This window comes from Acinetobacter sp. 826659 (genome assembly GCF_000588515.1).
In the GTDB taxonomy this organism is placed as follows: Bacteria; Pseudomonadota; Gammaproteobacteria; order Pseudomonadales; family Moraxellaceae; genus Acinetobacter; species Acinetobacter pittii.
In genome coordinates this window covers 551,358-571,668 of sequence record NZ_JFYD01000001.1, presented here as the reverse complement: position 1 = coordinate 571,668, position 20,311 = coordinate 551,358, and the positions used below count along the sequence as shown (strand labels likewise).

General features: G+C 40.8%; 17 protein-coding genes. 8 read left to right on the top strand and 9 right to left on the bottom strand.

Annotated features, from left to right (window positions below):
- Positions 1 to 9: 9 nt before the first annotated feature.
- From J663_RS02735 to adeF, 3 genes are read right to left on the bottom strand one after another with little or no spacing between them, the layout of a single operon-like run.
- Positions 10 to 1,485: an efflux transporter outer membrane subunit gene (locus J663_RS02735; RefSeq protein WP_033847643.1), complete on the bottom strand. Its 1,476-nt coding sequence runs from the start codon at positions 1,483 to 1,485 to the stop codon at positions 10 to 12.
- A gap of 12 nt (positions 1,486 to 1,497) precedes the next feature.
- Positions 1,498 to 4,677 carry a multidrug efflux RND transporter permease subunit AdeG gene (adeG, locus tag J663_RS02730; RefSeq protein ID WP_033847641.1) on the bottom strand — a complete coding sequence of 1,060 codons (3,180 nt, stop codon included), beginning with the start codon at positions 4,675 to 4,677 and terminating at the stop codon, positions 1,498 to 1,500.
- A gap of 6 nt (positions 4,678 to 4,683) precedes the next feature.
- Positions 4,684 to 5,904: a multidrug efflux RND transporter periplasmic adaptor subunit AdeF gene (gene adeF, locus J663_RS02725; protein WP_033847639.1), complete on the bottom strand. Its 1,221-nt coding sequence runs from the start codon at positions 5,902 to 5,904 to the stop codon at positions 4,684 to 4,686.
- A 200-nt stretch (positions 5,905 to 6,104) separates the two neighbouring features.
- Between adeF and J663_RS02720 the strand changes: the two genes are divergently transcribed.
- The 5 genes from J663_RS02720 to J663_RS02700 all read left to right on the top strand — a co-directional run bounded on the left by J663_RS02720 (position 6,105) and on the right by J663_RS02700 (position 10,372).
- The gene (locus tag J663_RS02720; RefSeq protein ID WP_033847638.1) at positions 6,105 to 7,133 is read left to right on the top strand and encodes a LysR family transcriptional regulator; all 1,029 of its coding nucleotides are present in this window, start codon (positions 6,105 to 6,107) and stop codon (positions 7,131 to 7,133) included.
- 176 nt (positions 7,134 to 7,309) lie between these two features.
- Complete coding sequence (locus tag J663_RS02715; RefSeq protein WP_033847636.1) at positions 7,310 to 8,095, top strand: ABC transporter substrate-binding protein; 786 nt, start codon at positions 7,310 to 7,312, stop codon at positions 8,093 to 8,095.
- Positions 8,096 to 8,186: 91 nt separating this feature from the next.
- Positions 8,187 to 8,876 carry an ABC transporter permease gene (locus tag J663_RS02710; RefSeq protein ID WP_033847634.1) on the top strand — a complete coding sequence of 230 codons (690 nt, stop codon included), beginning with the start codon at positions 8,187 to 8,189 and terminating at the stop codon, positions 8,874 to 8,876.
- Positions 8,873 to 9,586, top strand: coding sequence for an ABC transporter permease (locus tag J663_RS02705; RefSeq protein ID WP_033847632.1), 714 nt, complete (start codon positions 8,873 to 8,875; stop codon positions 9,584 to 9,586). Before J663_RS02710 ends, J663_RS02705 begins: the two co-directional genes overlap by 4 nt.
- A gap of 9 nt (positions 9,587 to 9,595) precedes the next feature.
- Positions 9,596 to 10,372, top strand: a complete 777-nt coding sequence (locus J663_RS02700; RefSeq protein WP_002118209.1) for an ABC transporter ATP-binding protein — start codon at positions 9,596 to 9,598, stop codon at positions 10,370 to 10,372.
- A gap of 75 nt (positions 10,373 to 10,447) precedes the next feature.
- On the opposite strand, the gene abeS is transcribed toward J663_RS02700, so the two are convergent.
- The 4 genes from abeS to J663_RS02680 form a co-directional block, all read right to left on the bottom strand.
- Positions 10,448 to 10,777: a multidrug efflux SMR transporter AbeS gene (abeS, locus tag J663_RS02695; protein WP_002118134.1), complete on the bottom strand. Its 330-nt coding sequence runs from the start codon at positions 10,775 to 10,777 to the stop codon at positions 10,448 to 10,450.
- Between the two features lie 236 nt (positions 10,778 to 11,013).
- Positions 11,014 to 11,277, bottom strand: coding sequence for a YfhL family 4Fe-4S dicluster ferredoxin (locus J663_RS02690; RefSeq protein WP_033847630.1), 264 nt, complete (start codon positions 11,275 to 11,277; stop codon positions 11,014 to 11,016).
- Positions 11,278 to 11,279: 2 nt separating this feature from the next.
- Positions 11,280 to 12,650 carry a tRNA 5-hydroxyuridine modification protein YegQ gene (gene yegQ, locus J663_RS02685; RefSeq protein ID WP_033847628.1) on the bottom strand — a complete coding sequence of 457 codons (1,371 nt, stop codon included), beginning with the start codon at positions 12,648 to 12,650 and terminating at the stop codon, positions 11,280 to 11,282.
- A 56-nt stretch (positions 12,651 to 12,706) separates the two neighbouring features.
- Entirely contained in the window at positions 12,707 to 14,173 is a 1,467-nt protein-coding gene (locus J663_RS02680; RefSeq protein WP_081404565.1) for a PLP-dependent aminotransferase family protein, read from the bottom strand.
- Between the two features lie 229 nt (positions 14,174 to 14,402).
- Here J663_RS02680 and J663_RS02675 point away from each other — a divergent pair, with 229 nt between their 5' ends.
- Positions 14,403 to 15,272: a PhzF family phenazine biosynthesis protein gene (locus J663_RS02675; protein WP_032005304.1), complete on the top strand. Its 870-nt coding sequence runs from the start codon at positions 14,403 to 14,405 to the stop codon at positions 15,270 to 15,272.
- 55 nt (positions 15,273 to 15,327) lie between these two features.
- Here the strand turns inward: J663_RS02675 and J663_RS02670 are convergent, their stop codons facing one another.
- Positions 15,328 to 16,107 carry a ferredoxin--NADP reductase gene (locus J663_RS02670; protein WP_002118187.1) on the bottom strand — a complete coding sequence of 260 codons (780 nt, stop codon included), beginning with the start codon at positions 16,105 to 16,107 and terminating at the stop codon, positions 15,328 to 15,330.
- A gap of 101 nt (positions 16,108 to 16,208) precedes the next feature.
- Between J663_RS02670 and tsaA the strand changes: the two genes are divergently transcribed.
- On the top strand, positions 16,209 to 16,949 hold the full coding sequence (gene tsaA, locus J663_RS02665; RefSeq protein ID WP_065421955.1) for a tRNA (N6-threonylcarbamoyladenosine(37)-N6)-methyltransferase TrmO: 741 nt from the start codon (positions 16,209 to 16,211) through the stop codon (positions 16,947 to 16,949).
- Between the two features lie 5 nt (positions 16,950 to 16,954).
- Here the strand turns inward: tsaA and J663_RS02660 are convergent, their stop codons facing one another.
- Positions 16,955 to 18,226 carry an MgtC/SapB family protein gene (locus J663_RS02660; RefSeq protein ID WP_017398590.1) on the bottom strand — a complete coding sequence of 424 codons (1,272 nt, stop codon included), beginning with the start codon at positions 18,224 to 18,226 and terminating at the stop codon, positions 16,955 to 16,957.
- Between the two features lie 255 nt (positions 18,227 to 18,481).
- Between J663_RS02660 and J663_RS02655 the strand changes: the two genes are divergently transcribed.
- On the top strand, positions 18,482 to 20,239 hold the full coding sequence (locus J663_RS02655; RefSeq protein ID WP_033847623.1) for a GspE/PulE family protein: 1,758 nt from the start codon (positions 18,482 to 18,484) through the stop codon (positions 20,237 to 20,239).
- The last annotated feature ends 72 nt before the right edge of the window (positions 20,240 to 20,311 follow it).

Genomic DNA, 20,311 nt, shown 5'->3' with positions numbered 1-20,311 from the left:
AGATAAGAATTAACTTTTAGATTTTACCGATGACTCGGCATTATGCCAGCCACCACCTAATGCACGGATTAAATTTACACTAGCCATCATTCTAGTGCCGTTTAGCTGTGCAGAAAGTTGTTCTTGTTGCAAAATAGTCCGATCCGAGTCAATCACATCAAGATAACTGATAGCACCTTCTCGATAACGTAAATGAGACAATTGATTTGCATGACGAGAAGAGGAGAGTGCTTGATTTTGAGCTTGAATTTGCTGATCAAGTATTCTTTGATCTGATAAACCATTTTCAACTTCGCGAAATGCATTCAACACAGTTTGGCGATAATTCGCAACGCTTTCTTCATAGGCAGCTCGTGCTTGAGCAACTCCAGCCTTACGTTGTCCGCCGTCAAATAATGGCAAAGACAAAATAGTGCCTGCGACTGGACCAAGTAAGAATGTACGGCTCGACCATTTTCCTAAATCACCTAAAGTTGATGATTCATAACCGAGTGCACCTGTTAGGTCCAGTTTTGGGAAGAAAGCAGCACGTGCAATTCCAATACGCGCATTATCTGCTGCCATAGCACGCTCGGCAGCCGCAATGTCAGGGCGTCTTTCAAGTAAAGCCGAAGGTAAACCTGCTGGCAGACGAATGCTGTTTGCAGTTAAAGGTTGAACTGCCAAGCTAAAATCAGCAGGTGTTTTGCCTAACAATACTGCAAGTGCATGTTCTGCATTGGCTCTGTTACGAGCAATATTTAATGCATTGGTTTGTGCTGTAGCAAGTTCGGTCTGTGCGCGAGAAACATCTAATTCACTGACTAAACCATTTCTAAAACGTGTTTGAACTAAGTCGCGTGTCTCGCCAAGCAGTTTAATAGTGCGATTATAAATTGCTTGTTCAGCATCAAGCTGACGAATGAGAAAGTAGCCTTGGGCAACATCTGCTTGTAAAGCTAAAAGCACCGATTGATATAGAGCTTCTTGTTGCTGTACATCAGCTGTTGCTGCATTGACACTACTGGCAATACGGCCAAATAAATCGAGCTCATATGAAACATTGGCTTGAGCACGCCATAAGATCTGTGCAGACGTATGGGCATTGTCATCTAAACCCAGTGAAGCAGGAGAGGGTTTTTGACGAGTTGGTCCAAAGCCAGCACCAATACTTGGCAAGCGTTCAGCTTGTGCTGCGGAACGTAACGCACGTGAAGCATGAATATTAGCCGCTGCCGCTTTAAGGCTCTGGTTTCCAGAAATGGCTTGTTGTTCGAGCTCATTTAATTGAGCATCATTAAAAACACGCCACCATTCACCTCGAACCTGCTGATCGGCAGGGTGAGCAATTTTCCAGTTATTGTCTTCAAGTTTAGGGTCAGACTCTTTAAATTTGACGGGAACTATGACCTTTGCAGGTTGATATTCCGGTGCCAAAGAGCAGCCTGCAAGCAGCAGGCTTCCCATGAGTGAGGACAATAATAAGCTTTGTTTTGATGTAGCCATTAAATGTCCTCCTTAATGATCATGTGGGGTAGATAAAGGTGCTTCATGAACTGCTGCCGAATGCAATTTATGTTTGCTGTTCAATGTGCGAATCAGGACATAAAAGGCAGGGGTCAGGAACAAACCAAACAGCGTTACACCGATCATGCCGAAGAATACTGCAATACCCATCGCATGACGCATTTCAGAACCTGCACCAGTTGAAGTAACCAGTGGTACGACACCCATAATGAATGCAATAGAAGTCATTAAAATTGGGCGTAAACGTAGACGACTTGCTTCAACTGCCGCTTTGAATGCAGTCGCACCTTGCATTTCGAGTTCCCGTGCAAATTCGACAATTAATATGGCATTTTTACAGGCCAGCCCGACTAGTACCATCAGACCAATTTGGGTAAAGATGTTGTTATCTCCACCTGTCAGCCAAACACCTGTCAGAGCCGCCAAGATTCCCATCGGTACAATTAAAATTACAGCTAAAGGCAAAGTTAGACTTTCGTATTGAGCAGCTAAAACTAAGAACACCAGTAAGACGCTAATTGGGAATACCCAGAGTCCTGCATTACCAGCCAAGATTTTTTGGTAAGTTAAATCTGTCCATTCAAATTTGATACCACGTGGTAGAGTTTGAGCAGCAATACGTTCAACCGCAGCTTCTGCTTGGCTAGATGAATAACCCGGTGCAGGTCCGCCGTTAATATCTGCTGAGGTATAGCCGTTATAACGAACGACCATTTCAGGACCATAGGTTTGAGTTACATTTACCAATGAAGATAACGGCACCATTTGTCCCGCACTGTTTCGGGTTTTAAGCTGCAAAATATCTTCAGGGTTAGCACGGAAAGGAGCATCGGCTTGCGCACGAACCTGATAAACACGTCCAAAGCGGTTAAAGTCGTTAACGTATTGAGAACCTAAATAAATTTGCATGGTGTTGAAAACATCTGTTACAGCAACACCTTGTTGTTTAGCTTTTACACGGTCCAGATCTACATTTAGTTGAGGTACATTAATTTGATAACTTGAGAACATTGGACCCAGTTCAGGGGCTGATTGTGCTGCTTTCATAAAGTTTTGGGCAGCATCATTTAAGGCTGAATAGCCTAATGCACCTCGGTCTTCGAGTTGGAGTTTAAAGCCGCCCATGGTGCCTAAGCCCATCACGGGTGGTGGTGGAAAAACCGCAATATAGGCATCTTGAATAGCTGAATATTTCTGGTTGAGAGCACCAGCAATTGCATTGGCAGATAAGTCTTTAGCCTTACGTTCATCGAATGGCTTTAAGGTCACAAAGACAATACCAGCACTCGAACTGTTGGTAAAACCGTTAATTGAGAGGCCAGGGAAGGCAACAGCACTTTCCACACCAGGTTGTTTAAGTGCCGTATCACTCATTTTACGGATGACCGCTTCAGTACGATCTAATGATGCGCCATTTGGTAATTGAGCAAAGCTAATCAAATATTGTTTGTCCTGCGCAGGAACGAAACCGCCCGGAACAATATAAGAGATACCAACGGTTAAACCTAAAAGCGCAGCATAGACACCCATTGCCGAAGCTTTATGAGAGATAACACGACTTACGCCTTTACCATAGTTGTCCGACGCTCTAGTAAATACGCGGTTAAATAATGCAAAGAAACGTCCGAATACACGGTTCATCAGGCGTGTTAATGCATCAGGTTTAGCATCATGTCCTTTTAGTAACATGGCAGCTAAAGCAGGAGATAGGGTAAGGGAGTTAAATGCCGAAATAACCGTTGAAATGGCAATCGTCATGGCAAATTGTTTATAAAACTGCCCTGTTAAGCCTGTCATAAATGCAAGTGGTACGAACACGGCAACCAGCGTTAAAGCAATGGCAATAATCGGTCCGCTCACTTCTCTCATCGCGCGATAAGTTGCATCTCTTGGGCTTAAGCCTGCTTCAATATTCCTCTCGACATTTTCGACGACAACAATAGCGTCATCGACCACAATGCCGATGGCAAGTACCATCCCGAACAGTGAAAGCGCATTGATCGAGTAACCAAAAGCAAGCATGAGCGCGAATGTACCAATAATTGAAACTGGTACAGCAAGCAATGGAATGATTGAGGCACGCCATGTTTGTAAGAATAAAATAACAACCACAACAACCAATGCAATCGCTTCAAGCAAGGTATAAACAACCGCTTTAATACTGGCACGTACGAACTGGGTTGGATCGTAAACGATGTCGTATTTAATTGAAGATGGAAAATCTTTTGAAAGCTCCTTCATCGTGCTACGCACTTGATCGGAAACTTGCAAAGCATTCGCACCCGGTGCTTGGAAAATTGGAATTGCGACTGCTTGTTTGTTGTCGAGTAATGAACGAAAGCCATATTGAGAGGCTGCAAGTTCAACACGAGCAACATCACCCAATCGGGTGACCGCACCATCTGGTGCAGTTTTTAAAATGATATCTGCGAATTCTTGCTCAGTCGTTAAACGGCCTTGAGCATTGACTGAAAGCTGTAAAGGGGAATTACTTGGTGATGCACCGATTGTACCCGCTGCAACCTGAATGTTTTGTTCACGGATTGCATTCACAATTTCGGTCGCGGTGAGGTTACGCTGTGCTACTTTTTGCGGGTCGAGCCATACGCGCATCGCGTAGTCCCCAGAACCAAATAATCCGACTTCACCAACTCCTTGTAAACGCGCTAAACGGTCTTTCACGTTGAGTACTGCATAGTTACGTAAGTAGGTCATGTCATAGCGATTATCTGGTGAAGTCAGATGCACAACCATGGTTAAAGTTGGTGAGCTTTTTAAGGTAGTAACACCTAAACGCTGTACGTCTTCCGGTAAACGAGGCATGGCCTGAGACACACGGTTTTGAACCAGTTGTTGCGCTTTGTCTGGATCAATCCCAAGTTTAAAGTTCACCGTAATGGTTAAGTTGCCGTCGCTGTTAGCCTGAGATTGCATATACAGCATGTCTTCGACGCCGTTGATTGATTCTTCAAGCGGAGAGGCAACGGTTTCAGCAATCACTTTCGGGTTTGCACCCGGATATTGAGCACGTACCACCACAGATGGCGGAACAACTTCTGGGTATTCAGAAATCGGTAACTGGAATACCGAAAGCAGGCCGGCGAGTAAAATCAGTACTGATAACACACCAGCAAAGATCGGCCGATCAATAAAAAATTTAGAAATATTCATATTTGATTAACCTTTTGCCGGAGTTGATGTTTTATCTGTTGGCTGAGGTTGAGGAATAGTACTGCTAGCAGTGATTTGTGAATTTGGCATAGGAACGAGGTGCGGGGTCACAGGGTCGCCCGGACGAATTCGCTGTAAGCCGTTCACTACAATACGATCACCCGTTTGTAATCCGCTATTCACGATTTGCAAACCATCTTGTTGTGCACCGAGTTTTACTTCACGGTAGGCCGTCTGATTTTTAGCATCAACTACTACGACAAAGCGTTTATCTTGATCGACCCCAACTGCGGTTGGGCTAATCAGAATTGCTGAACGAGGTTGACCACCGCCTAAACGGATTCGTGCATATAAGCCCGGTAATAAAACACCGTTTGGATTATCAAAAGTCGCGCGAACACGAATCGTACCCGAGGTTGCATCTAGGTTATTGTCAATTGAGTTGATCGTACCTTCGCGAGAGAAACCAGTTTCATTGGCAAGTCCCATATAAACAGGAACTTGTGCTGAGTTGCGCTGGTTACTGATGTATTTCAGATAAGTTTGTTCATCAACATCGAAAGATGCATAGAGGCGAGAGACAGATACTAAACTTGTTAAGACTTGTGCACCGTTACCCGCAGAGACTACATTGCCGACTGTTACTTCGGCACGGGAAATTCGACCACTAACTGGTGCTGTAATACGGGTGTACTCAAGATTTAAACGGGCAGATTGAACGGCTGCTCTAGCTGCTTGTAGGTTGGCATTGGCTGAACGTGCATCATTTTGAGCTAAATCCAGTTCTTGACGTGAGACAGCATTACTTTGAATTAAACGTTGAATACGAGAAAGATTAGAACCCGTATAAGTGACCTGTGCTTCAGCTGAAGCGAGTTGAGCTTGGGCACGATTCAGTTCTGCCTCGAAAGGTCGTGGATCAATGGTAAAAAGTAAGTCGCCTTTTTTTACGAGACTGCCATCTTTGAAGTGAACGGCAATGAGTTTGCCGGAAACTTGGGGTCGAATATCGACTTGATCAATTGCTTCTAAACGACCAGAGTATTCTTGCCAGTCGGTAATGGTTTTGCTGATAACATTAGAAATATCAACAGTAGCAGCTTGTTGGGTAGAGGTCGGTGCAGCTTTTGCATCGGCATTTTCATGTAAAAACATAAAACTGCCTCCTGTTGCTAAAAGGGCAACAAAGATGGCAGACAGTGCGAACTGTTTGCGGGAAAATGACATGAGGTGCTCCTAGTTATTTGGATACCTGTTTTCAGACTTTTAGTTTTGGTCCGTATGGGAGAAACAGGGTTTATGGGATGGACGGAGCATAAAAGTTTGTCAATCACGAATAAATATATTAAATTCGATAACACTATTCGTATTTTTATAACAATTGATGTGTTTGATTAAAAAATGCATTAATTGATAGGAGTGTGCGTGTGGATCTATTTCATGCGATGAAAGTATTTAACAAAGTTGTCGAAACAAATAGTTTTAGTTTAGCTGCTGACAGTTTAGGCCTACCGCGTGCTTCTGTGACGACAACCATTCAAGCTTTAGAGAAACATTTACAAGTTCGATTGCTTAACCGAACAACCCGCAAACTTAGTTTGACACCAGATGGTGCGGTTTATTATGAGCGTACTTCGCGAATTTTAGCTGATGTCGAAGATGTAGAATCAACTTTCCATGATTCGGAGCGCGGACCACGAGGAAGACTGCGTATTGATGTTAAAGCTTCAATTGGGCGGCTGATTCTGATTCCGATGCTTTGTGATTTTCATTCCAAGTATCCTGATATTGATTTGGTGATTGGAATGAGTGATCGTCCGGTCGATTTGGTTCAAGATGCGGTGGACTGTGTCATTCGTATTGGTCAACTGAAAGATTCGAGTTTAGTTGCCCGCCGTATCGGAACAATTCAATGTGTGACGGTTGCTGCACCACGTTATTTGATGGAGCATGGGGAACCCAAAACCATTGAAGACTTACAAAAACATCAGGTCGTGCATTACTTTAACAGCCGTACAGGACGCAATATCGACTGGGATTTTATGGTCGATGGTGAGATTCATAGCGTTGGTGTGAAAGGGCGTGTTTCTGTCAACGATGGTGATTCATATATTGATTTGGCAGTGCAAGGTTTTGGCTTAATTCAATGCCCATATTACATGGTGGCAAAACATTTAGAATCTGGAGCGCTTAGGGAAGTATTGACTGAATGGTTACCTGCACCTATGCCAATATCAGTCGTTTATCTACAAAATCGTCATTTATCGCCTAAAGTTCGAGTCTTTGTCGATTGGGTAGCCGAATTATTTGCAGGTTGTCCATTGCTGAGTGGTTGCTCAATGTTATGGGATCAGAAATGTGAATTTGCCACTGCCAAAGAACATAACCATGAATATACCATTCGGACCTTGGTCGAAAATGAAAATATGGCAGAAGCCTATGCACTCAAAAATTAGCTTCATATTTTGAGTGATTTTTCAACATTTAATCAGTTAATACAATCCACTGTTTAGTCATCTTCATAAATCCTTAATTTACTGGTATAGAAATTGCAATTATTTCGGCAGAAGAGTAATTTAGCAATTGCTCAAGTTTTTATCACCTTATTAGGATTTTAAGGAGAAGCTTCAAGATGGCAAGCTTTATGAAAAAAATGTTCGTTTCAACAACCTTAGTTTTGGCTGCTGTTGCAACGAATGTTCAAGCAAAGGATTGGAAGGTGATTCGTTTTGGTACTGAGTCGTCTTATGCACCATTTGAATATAAAACACCAGATGGCAGGTTAACTGGTTTTGATGTTGATTTAGGGAATGCTATTTGTGCAAAACTTAAAGCCAAATGTGTTTGGGTTGAGAACTCTTTTGACGGGATGATTCCGGCACTTAAAGCGAAAAAGTTTGATGGTATTCTTTCATCAATGACCGTTACTGATGAGCGTGCAAAACAAATTGCATTTAGTAGCAAAATCTACAATACACCAACCCGTATGGTTGCAAAAAAAGGCTCGCCTTTATTGCCTACCGCTGCCTCTTTGAAAGGCAAACGTGTCGGTGTACAACAGGGCACAATTCAAGAAACTTATGCTAAAACCTATTGGGCACCAAAAGGTGTAACGGTTGTACCTTATCCAGTCCAAGATTTGATTTATCAAGACATGATGTCAGGTCGCTTGGATGCAACTTTACAAGATGCAATTATGGTTGATGGCGCTTTCTTAAAACAACCAAAAGGCAAAAACTTCAGTTTTGCTGGTGGCAATGTGGTTGATGCAAAAACACTAGGTGTAGGTGCAGCTATTGGTTTACGCAAAGAAGATGCGGATTTAAAAGCCAATATTAATAAAGCACTCGCTGCAATCATTGCAGATGGTACATACAAAAAACTCGAGAAAAAATATTTCTCCTTTAGCATTTACTAATGATGTGAAAAATGTCGGCTTTGCGCCGACATTTTTAAATCTATTCTCATCTCATCAATATTAGATATTGTTTTTAAGGAGAAGATGAGTCATGTTTTTTTCTGGCTTTGGGCCACTCCTGCTCAGCGGGACATGGATGACCATACAGCTTGCGTTGTTGTCACTTTTACTTTCTGTGATTATTGGCTTAATTGGTGCGAGCTCAAAACTCTCTAGTATTAAAATTTTACGTTATATAGCAACAGCTTATACTACGCTCATTCGAAGTGTACCTGACTTGGTGATTATGCTGCTGTTATTTTATAGCTTGCAGTTGGGTCTCAACCAAATTACTGAAGCACTGCAAATGGACCAAATTGATATCAACCCATTTGTGGCGGGTGTGATTACTTTAGCGTTCATTTATGGTGCATATTTTACCGAGACCTTTCGTGGTGCATTTCAATCGGTTCCAAAAGGCCAAATTGAAGCAGCAATGGCTTATGGTATGTCGCCTTGGCAGGTTTTTCACCGAGTGTTATTCCCTCAAATGATGCGTTTTGCGCTGCCTGGTATTGGTAATAACTGGCAAGTTTTAATTAAGGCGACAGCACTAGTTTCTATTATTGGCCTGACTGACATTGTAAAAATTACGCAAGATGCAGGTAGAAGTACCATGCAACTGTTCTTTTTTAGCATCGTGGCTGCTGCCATTTATTTAGCGATTACCACCGTGTCAAACCTGATTTTAATGTGGCTTGAACGTCGTTATTCCGTCGGTGTGAAAAAGGGACAATTATGATTGAAATCCTTCAACAATATTGGCAGGCATACCTTTGGACCGATGGTTTGCAAATGACTGGCGTAGCGATGACGACTTGGTTATTGGTGCTTTCTATTGGCATTGGTTTTGTGCTTGCTGTGCCTTTATCACTTGCACGAGTATCAGAAAATCTTTGGTTGCGTGGCCCAGTTTGGTTATATACCTATGTTTTCCGTGGCACACCACTTTATATTCAATTGCTGATTATTTACTCAGGTATTTACAGCTTTGATTATATCCATGAACACCAGACTCTTGATGCTTTTTTTCGAGAGGGCATAAATTGCACCATTTTGGCATTCGCGCTCAATACTGGTGCATATACAACTGAAATCTTCGCTGGGGCGATTCGTTCTATTCCCCATGGAGAGATTGAGGCTGCACAAGCTTTCGGTATGTCAAAATGGAAACGGTACACTCGCATTATCATTCCATCGATGTTACGCCGTGCTTTACCGTTTTACGGCAATGAAGTCATTTTAATGTTGCACGCGACAACCATTGCATTTACAGCAACTGTTCCTGACATTTTAAAAATTGCGCGTGATGTGAATGCGGCAACCTATGACACCTTCAATGCTTTTGGAATTGCCGCGGTGTTATATGCAGTGTTGGCTTTTATTTTGATTGGGCTATTTCGTAAGCTTGAAAAACGTTGGTTGGCATTTTTAAAGCCATCGAATCATTAGGAGACATAAATGGAACAAGTTGCAAAACTAGTGATTCGCGATTTACATAAGAAATTCGGCGATCATGAAGTGCTTAAAGGAATATCACTTGATGCAAATGCCGGTGATGTGATTAGTATTATTGGTTCATCGGGTTCAGGTAAAAGTACTTTACTCCGCTGCATTAACTTTTTGGAACAACCGAGCAATGGCACGATTAAGCTCAATGGTGAAAAACTACGCACAGTCTTTGATAAAAAAGGCAATTTAAAAGTAGTTGAACCAAAGCAACTACAAAAAATGCGTACGCAGCTCATGATGGTATTTCAGCATTTTAATTTGTGGTCACACATGACAGTGCTAGAAAATGTCATTGAAGGGCCCATTCACGTACTTGGGGTAAAACGTGCTGAAGCTGAAGAGCGTGCAAGGAAATATCTACGCAAAGTTGGATTACCTGAAAGTGTTGAAAGTAAATATCCGGCATTTTTATCTGGTGGTCAGCAGCAACGTGTAGCGATTGCTCGTGCTTTGGCTATGGAACCAGAAGTTATGTTGTTTGACGAACCCACCAGCGCGCTTGATCCAGAGCTGGTGGGTGAAGTACTAAAAGTAATGCAGGGCTTGGCTGAAGAAGGACGTACTATGATTGTGGTGACACATGAAATGGGCTTCGCGCGTCATGTATCTAATCAAGTGATTTTTTTGCATCAAGGAAAAATTGAGGAGCAGGGCCATCCTAATGAAGTACTCAATAACCCGAAAAGTGAGCGTTTAAAGCAATTTTTGACGGGCAGTTTGAAATAAGCTATTCATACCGAGTAAGGTGAAATTTTTTAAACAAGGATTTGCATCTTACTCGGTTGCTTTTTAATTATATTTTTATAAATGGGTATTTTTAGAAAACACATTAATAATGATAATACCTGCAATCATTAAAGTAAGACCAATACAGGCCGCCAAGTCTAAATGCTGTTTGTAAAATATCCAGCCAATTGCAGAAATTAAAATAATACCCGCACCCGACCAAATGGCATATGCAATCCCGATCGGAATTGTTTTTAGCGTCAGGGATAATAAATAAAAAGCAATTGCATAGCCCACCACCGTAACGATGGACGGAATGGGAACAGTAAAACCTTGAGATGCTTTTAAGGCTGAAGTTGCAACGACTTCACAAGCAATCGCAATTGCTAAATAAAGATAAGACATAGGGAGCTACGCCAGAAAGAGTTTTAATCAATCTATATGAAATGTTGAAATGGTTAGACCAATTTTAACGATTGTGCAATTTTTGGGGTACAAAAATACCAGTAAAACAAACTGAACTGATCATTTGATTTTATCATTAGCAAAGTGGCTTAAGCTATTTATTCATTTATTTAATCATTGATCTGTATAGTCATTTAAGAGGATCAGCAACCTTAGCCTGATCCTTGATAGACTTTTTAAGACATAGATTCGCCGAGTATATTTAAATCCTTAAATTTCTCTAGCAGTTGCTCTTTGTTTTCAATATGTGCAGGGTCTGGTTTTATGCAATCGATAGGGCAAACCGCCTTACATGTGGGTGCATCATAAAAGCCTACACATTCGGTACAACGAAGTGGATCAATTTCATAAACTTTGTTGCCTTCAAAAATAGCTGTATTGGGGCATTCCGGTAAGCACATATCACAATTGATACAGTCACTTGTTATCAAAAGTGCCATGTTTAACTCGCTGAATAAGCTAATGTTGAGGCAGTAATGTTTTCCTTAGCATGCGGCAAATTGCGTATGAGTAGGGCATAACTAACATCAACATCTTGTGAAAGTGGAATCTCAACAAAATGCCCCGAACCTTTAGCATCGGTAATTGGGTTACCTTTTAAATCGCGCATTTCGGTTAAAGTAAAGGTGATATTACCTTGAGGCGTCATCAGCTCAAGTGAGTCGCCCACCACAAAACGGTTTTTAACTTCAATGCGAATATAATCGCCGTGACGTTCTAAAACCTCTCCACAAAATTGTTGGTAGTTGAAATGCGATGAACCATCAGCATAGTTTTGATATTCGCTATGCACATGACGTCTCAAAAAGCCTTCGGTATAACCACGGTTTGCCAAACCTTCGAGTTGGTTCATTAAGCTTGGGTCAAATGGTTTGCCTGCTAAAGCATCATCAATAGCTTTTCGATAAATTTGGGCGGTACGGGCACAGTAAAAATAGGATTTAGTACGGCCTTCAATTTTCAGTGAGGCAATCCCCATTTTGGTTAAACGATCTACATGTTGTACCGCACGTAAATCTTTAGAGTTCATAAAATAGGTGCCGTGTTCATCTTCTTCGGCAGCAAACATTTCTTCATCATTGCGTTGTACCAGCAGCGTTTGAGCCGAGGTTGTTTCTAATTGTGCTGATGAGCAGCAAGACTTTTCTGACGCGTTGAGTTGAGTAACTGGAATTACATCGCCGTTTGCATCTTCTTGGGCTTCATGCAACTTATAGTCCCAACGGCAAGCATTGGTACAAGCACCTTGGTTGGCATCACGCTTGTTCATATATCCGGAAAGTAAGCAGCGGCCTGAGTAGGCCATGCATAGAGCACCATGTACAAAAACTTCAAGTTCAATATCGGGTACGTGTTGCTGGATTTCTTCTATTTCTTCTAAAGATAACTCACGCGATAAAATCACACGGCTTAGACCGTAGTCTTTCCAAAACTTAACAGTGGCCCAATTAATAGCGTTGGCTTGAACCGATAGATGAATTTGCATTTCTGGAAAATGCTCACGCACCATCATGATTAAGCCCGGATCAGACATAATGAGTGCATCTGGTTGCATCGCTAAAATTGGTTCAAGATCACGAATAAAGTTTTTTAATTTGCTGTTATGCGGTTGAATGTTCACCACAACATAAAACTTTTTGCCCAAAGCGTGGGCTTCATCAATTCCGATTTTTAGGTTGTCATGATCAAAAGCATTATTGCGCACACGTAAACTGTAACGTGGTTGGCCTGCATATACGGCATCTGCACCATAGGCAAAAGCATAGCGCATGTTTTTAAGTGAACCTGCGGGAGAGAGAAGCTCAGTTTTCATAAAATAAAAGGCATAAAAAGTATATGGTTTTATTTTATTAACTCCGCATTTGGGATTCAACCTACTGAATTAGTAGGGATTTGACCACTATCTTTTTGTACGGGCAGCATATTTTTTGCTAGCTCTCCTAAGCGCATCAAAGCATTTAACATTTTGGGATTTAACTCAAAACAAGCTGCAATACGTAAACAATGACTAAAACGTTTATCAGCCGAGCACAAAATTCCCGGCATACATAAGATTTTTTCATCCATGGCCTGATGAAACAGTTCTAGAGTATCAATTGATTCGGGTAGCTCTAACCATAAAATAAATCCCGCTTGTGGACGACTGACTCGGGTACCGAGTGGGAAATAGCGGCAAATATAAGATTTGATGGTGTCAATTTGTTGTTGATAGCGTTTTTTGAGTTGACGTAAATGCAGGTCATAACCACCATTTTCTAAGAAAAGGCCTAACGTTTCTGTGAGTAAAGCTGGCTCGGCAACAGTGGTTGTAAATTTAAGCTGCTGCACAATATTACGAAAGCGCCCAGCTTCTAACCAACCAATCCGATAATCAGGTGCTACAGTCTTGGTATAGCTACCACACACCAAAACCCATCCGTTCTGGTCAAACGTTTTGATGTTGGGTAAGAGGGGTTCGGTGTGTTGCAATTCAGCATACATCGCATCTTCAATAACAGGAACTTGAAACTGATTAGCTAACTCTGCCAAGCGACGGCGGCTGCTCTCAGGCATGCTAAAACCGAGAGGATTGTGTCCTGTCGGAATGGTTAAAATGGCTTGTACACTTTGAGATTTTAAGTGTTCTTCAAGTGCATCCAGACACATACCTGTATGTGGTGAGGTCGGCACTTCTACAATTTTTCGACCTAAATTATGAAGGAGGGGGTACAGGTTATGAAATGTAGGAATCTCAAGCGCTATGCTGTCACCCGCTTGAGTGGTTGCCATAATCGCGAGACTTAAAGCCTCCATCGTGCCATGAGTGAGCACAATATCATCTGCTGAAAGAAACATACCTAACTGTAAGCTTCGCCTAGCAATTTGAGTACGTAAACGTATAGAACCGGGCGGCAAGGTATAGCTTTTAAAAATATCTGGCTGTGTCCGTAAAACTTGAGCAGTTAAGCGTTTTAAGCGTTCAATTGGATAAAAATTTTCCCCAGAAGGGCAAGCTAGGGCCAAATTGACATAGTCGGGGTCCATTTGCTTTTTAACAATTTGTGCGAGAAAACAACTAACTCCTGAAAGTGATACTTTTTCTTCACTGACATAACGCTCTTCGAGTTCTAGTAAGTTTGAAGGTGCATGACAAACATAGTAACCAGACTGTGGACGAACTGAAATTAAACCTTGGTCTTCAAGCTGGCGATAAGCTTCTTTTACAGTGTTAATACTGACCTGATAATGCTGGGCACAATCTCGAATTGATGGCAACCGAGAACCCACAGGTTGCCTGCCATTCTGAATTTGAAGGGTGAGGTCATCACTCACTTTTTTATATTTGTACATATCCATTCATTAAAAAGCCAAAGCAATGGATACACTTTATAGCGATCCCTGATTTATCTCAAATATTGTTAGTTTTATAGATTTATCCATTTAATCTGAATCTATTTTTAACAACTGTGTCTATTATTTTTAATATTAACTGATACTGTGACCATTAAAAATAAATCAGTAAGATCAAGAAATGGTGAGGATTTAAAGCCATATTTTTTAATATTAAAATCAGTAGGAGAGGTCTATGTCTGTTGTTGCATTTAAACAAGTTGATGTTTTTACTTCACAAGCATTTAAAGGAAATCCTGTTGCGGTCATTATGGACGCCAGCACCTTAACGTCTGAGCAGATGCAAGCCATTGCGAACTGGACCAATCTTTCTGAAACCACATTTGTACTCCCTGCGACCGATTCACAAGCTGACTATCAGGTTCGAATCTTTACTCCGCAAAATGAATTGCCATTTGCAGGCCATCCTACAATTGGTACTGCCTATGCTTTGCTTGAGGCGGGGCTAATTAAAGCGAAAGAAGGTAAGCTGGTACAGCAGTGTGGTGCTGGTTTGGTGACTCTGACTGTGAGTGAATCAAGTCATATTTCATTTGAACTACCTAAGCCTAAAATTACTCCACTAGATGCTATGCATACTGAGAAATTAGCAGAAATTTTAAAATGTGAAATTAATACTCAATGGAACGCTGCATTGGTAGATGTAGGGGCGCGCTGGATTGTATTACAAGCTGTTAATGCTGACGCTGTTTTAGATAGCCAACCAGACTTTGCCGCTTTAAAAGAACATGACTTAGAAATGAAAGTTACGGGTGCGACAGTTTTTGGTTTTCATGAAAATAATGATGAACAAAAACACATAGAAGTTCGTTCATTTGCCCCTTCATGTGGAATAAATGAAGATCCTGTTTGTGGTAGTGGTAATGGTAGCGTAGCTTCATTTATTCGTTATTATGGGATTCTTCCTGCACAAAATGATGTCGTAGTTTCTTCACAAGGTGGGGCGGTAGGTCGAGACGGACAACTTCAACTTGAATTGTATCAAGATAAAATTTTGGTGGGTGGAACCGCTGTCACCTGTATCGATGGCACAATTAAGTTATAAAAACAGAAATAAAAAAACCGAGGACTTTGCCTCGGTTTTTTATGTCTAGAAAAAATTATTTTTCTACGAACGCACGTTCAATGACGTAGTCGCCCATTTCACCCATACGAGGTGATTCAACTAAACCGTGTTGGTCAAGTAATGCAGCCACGTCTTTTAGGAATGCAGGGCTACCGCAAAGCATTGCACGGTCAGTTTCACGGTTGAAGCGTGGTAAACCGATTTTTTCGAATAAAGCGCCAGTTTCAATTGCAGTTGTTACACGGCCTTGAGTGTGGAAAGGTTCACGAGTAACAGTAGGGTAGTAAACAAGCTTGTCTTTAATACCTAACTCTTCAAAGAATTCGTGGTTTGGTAATTCGTTTAAGATAAGGTCTTGATAAGCTAATTCAGAAATATAGCGTGTACCATGAACAACGATTACTTTTTCAAAGCGTTCGTAAGTTTCTGGATCACGAATAATTGATAAGAATGGAGCAAGACCAGTACCAGAAGATAAAAGGTATAAGTTTTTACCTGGTAAAAGGTCATCATGAACCAAAGTACCTGTTGGTTTTTTAGAAACTAAGATTTCATCACCAACTTGTACTTTTTGCAAAATCGAAGTTAAAGGACCGTCTTGTACTTTAATTGAGAAGAATTCTAACTCTTCTTCGTAGTTTGCACTTGCAATCGAATACGCACGCATTAACGGTTTGCCATTCACTTCAAGTCCGATCATTACGAACTGACCATTTTTAAAACGTAAGCTGGTATCGCGTGTAGTTTTAAAACTGAAAAGAGTGTCATTCCAGTGGTGAACATGAGTAATGCGTTCAACGTTAAAAGCAGCCATTAAAGGTCTCGATCACGATTAAAAGAAAACAGATTGCTATTCTAATCTAATTTCATTCCCGATAAACTGAATATATTTAATTGTGTTTATAAGAAAAAGTGATGATCAATTCTGTCACCTTCCCCATCATTGGCCATATGTGTTCTCCCTATCGTGAAAAATTTGGTATTCCACGCCAGCCCAATTTGGTCAATATTGAGTCTTATATTGATATGGTTGAACCTTATAACGACTTGTTAGCATTTGAGGGAATTGAGCAATTTAGTCATCTCTGGTTAGTTTGGCAGTTTCATGACAATAAAAATCAAGGCAGTGCAGATAAGTTCCGGCCACAGGTTCGTCCACCACGTTTAGGTGGTAATGAAAAAATTGGAGTATTTGCTACACGAAGTATGTATAGACCTTCTCCAATCGGGCTTTCAGTTGTAAAGCTTAATAAAGTGGAAAAGGTGGGCAAGTCTGTCCGTGTCTATGTCACAGGAAGTGATTTATTAAATGGCACTCCAATTTTAGATATCAAACCTTATATTCAATATTCTGATGCAATTGAGGAGGCTCAAAGTGGTTATGCACATGCAGAACCTGAACGAAAGGCAGTTATTTGGAATGAAACTGCGTTAACAGCTCAAAAATATTTTCTGCAAAATAAAGAAATAGATTCGCAATACATTGATGAGCTTGAGCAAGTATTGGCTTTAGATCCTCGGCCTGCCTATCAAGAAGACCCTGAAAGAATTTATAAAATGAAATTTTCAGACTTTGATATTCATTTTAAGGTCGATCAATTTGTAGTTACCGTCATTGATGTGGTTAAGACTAAGACTTCTTCGCTTACACAATAGATATTTTAAAACCAGTGGATGTTAAGCCAAAGTAAAGTAATAAAAATAGCCATATGAATGAGCTGGGCGGGAACGAAAGCAAGGGCATAGCGTAGTCCGCCCGAAATTGCAGAGTTCACACTTTTAGCAAGAGCATGAACTGCAAAACCTCCTAAAAAGGCAATTAATAAAGGTGTCATATGTGCGCTATCAGGTTCACCTTGCACAATGACCGCCGCTATAGCTGCATGTATTTCAAATAATGAAGCAAGTAAAGTCCCCGCGATTAATCCCGCATCGCCTAAAGATAGACTTAAACCATAAACACCTGCCTGAATGAGGGTGAGTGTGCCTGCAATAATAATGGCTTCTTTTAAGCTGAACATTCTTGAGTCAAGCTCGGGCGAAGCCGTACTAGGCTCGGCTTTACGTAATAAAATAAAGGCCCATACTGCTAAAACTACTAAGGCAATAAGTGTAGGAAATATAATCAGCTTGAACCAAGCAAAGCTAATACCGATCACAATAATTAAGGTTTGAATCAGTGTTGAAACGCAAGACATCAATGCAGCACCTGCATTTGTTGTTGCATTGGCTTTGCCAGAGCGTACTTCTAAACCTAAACTGGCAATAGTTGCTGTACTAGAAACAAATCCAGAAGCTAAAGAAGAAAGCAATAAAGCATTTTTTGATGACAAAAGTCGCTTTGCTATATGGGCAAGGGCTTGTACAAATAAGATTAAAGTCAGTAATTTTAAAATCACATGTGGATTTAAAACTGGCCCCCAAAAAGGTTTATTTGGAACTAAAGGCAAAGCAATTAACAGTAAGGCAAGTAGAAAAATACCATCACGTAATTCTGATTCAGTAATCCACTGACTGGCAATACCATGCATAGACTGCTTAGCTATTAAGATAGTTGTCATGATCACAGCTAGGCCAGCAGCGAGCGAAATATTCCAAATACAAAGTGCCCCAATGAAATAAGTCATAATAAAGGCGAGTTCGGTGGTTACGCCTGGGTCATTGGGCTGATTTTTGAGGGAAACAATACTAATAGCACCAATGAGTAAGGCACCTACAATTCCAATTTCAATGCCAAACAAAAAACAGACCGCTCCTAATAAAGCACTAATTGCAAAAGAACGGAAACCCGCAAAGGTTTTATATTCATGTTTAAGCTTACTTCGTTCTCGTTCTAAACCAATTAATAAGCCACAACCAAGCGCCGCAGCAATGACAGTAATAAATTCTTCAAATGATGCTGTTTGTAATGACATTGTCATTGGAAGTTCCATATTACTTCCTCTTCGCTTATTGTTATATGTGGATTTGAATCATTTTAAAATCATGTATTCATATTCAGTTTATGCTTTTTATTATAGTGAGCATAGTGTCTTTTTTAGACAAAACTATGTAGAAAATATTTCTATAAATATGACCTGTGACACAAAAAAATATTAAGATGAGAATTAGTTTAATTAACTGATGTTAAAGGATATTTAAATATAAAACATCTCTGCTATATTATAAAAATATATTGGGGATAACGCATGAATGCACATGTAGAAATAGATACGTATTGGTGTCTAGAACAATTATTACAAGAAGGCCGTATAACAGAACGAGATAAATTACTGGTACAGACAAGTCACCGCCAAAAAGACCAGTTAAAGTGGCATCCATTACAATGGATAGCACATTTTAATTTAAAAGATCAGCAACACACACATGCGCATTTGAGTTTAAACCGCTTATGTTTATGGTTTGCAGATCGGGTTCAGCTACCTCTATTTGTGATCGATCCTTTAAAGGCAGATGTCAGTGCTTTAACGCAGGTCATGTCACAAGAGTTTGCCATTCGTAACCATATTTTAGCTGTTGAAATTCATGCTGACCGAATCGTGATTGGAACAGATCAACCATTTCAAACAGATTGGCTTAATAACCTTGAACGTAGTCTAGCGCCTAAAAAAATTGAACGGGTACTGCTTAATCCCGAACAGTTACAACGCTATTTGCGCGAATATTATCAGGTGAGTCGCGCGGTAAACTCTGCTCAAAAAGATGCAGCTCATGACCGTGACAGTAAAAATGTTGAAGCACTTTTGCAGCTTGGCGATAGTCAAAACCCAGATGCTAATGATCAGCATATTGTGAAATTAGTTGACTGGATTTTACAGTTTGCATTTGAGCAGAGTGCCAGTGACATTCACATGGAACCGCGCAAAGATAACGGTAAAGTCAGGTTTAGGATTGATGGCGTTTTGCACACCATTTATAACATGCCTTCAAATACACTGACCGCCGTGATTTCTCGGATTAAAATTTTAGGACGTTTGAATGTAGCAGAAAAGCGTAAGCCACAAGATGGTCGGTTAAAAACACGTACGCCTAAAGGGCAAGAAACCGAATTGCGTTTATCAACCTTACCAACAGCATTTGGTGAAAAACTGGTGATGCGAATTTTCGATCCTGATGTGCTGGTACGTTCTTTTCAGCAACTAGGTTTTGAAGAGCGTTTATTACAACAGTGGCAACAATTAACAAAAAATAGCCACGGCATTATTTTAGTCACGGGTCCCACAGGCTCCGGTAAAACGACCACGCTATATTCATCTTTAAAGCAGCTTGCAACCGAGCAGGTCAATGTCTGTACCATTGAAGATCCGATTGAAATGCTAGAGCCTAGTTTTAACCAAATGCAGGTCAATAATGCAATTGAATTAGGCTTTGCAGACGGCGTGCGTGCGCTTATGCGTCAGGACCCTGACATTATTATGATTGGGGAAATTCGTGATCAAGATACAGCGAATATGGCCATTCAGGCAGCATTAACAGGTCATTTGGTTTTATCAACTTTACATACCAATGATGCACCGTCTAGTTTGACTCGTTTACATGATCTAGGGGTTCAGCCATTTTTGACAGCCGCAACCATTTTAGGTGTTCTCGCGCAGCGCTTAGTCCGCCAGCTTTGTCCACACTGTAAGCAAAAAACTCACATTAATGAGGATGAGTGGGAACACCTAACCTTTGACTACATTATGGAAATGCCTGAAACGGTTTATCAAGCGGTAGGCTGCGAAGAATGTCGACATACAGGCTATAAAGGGCGAGTCGGTATTTACGAATTTATGCCAGTCAGTCTTGAGCTTAAACATCTTATTAGTAGTCATGTCGTATTAAATGATTTAAGAACTCAAACTAAAAAAGAAGGTATAGAACCTTTAAGAATTGCTGGAGCCCGTAAAGTGATTGAAGGGCTTACGACATTAGAAGAGGTCTTGAGGGTTGTGCCATTAAATTAAGTTTTTCTTAAGATTCACCTCATTTATGGTTGATTTAATTGCTTTATCCCAAGAGGGAACCATAAACAGAGG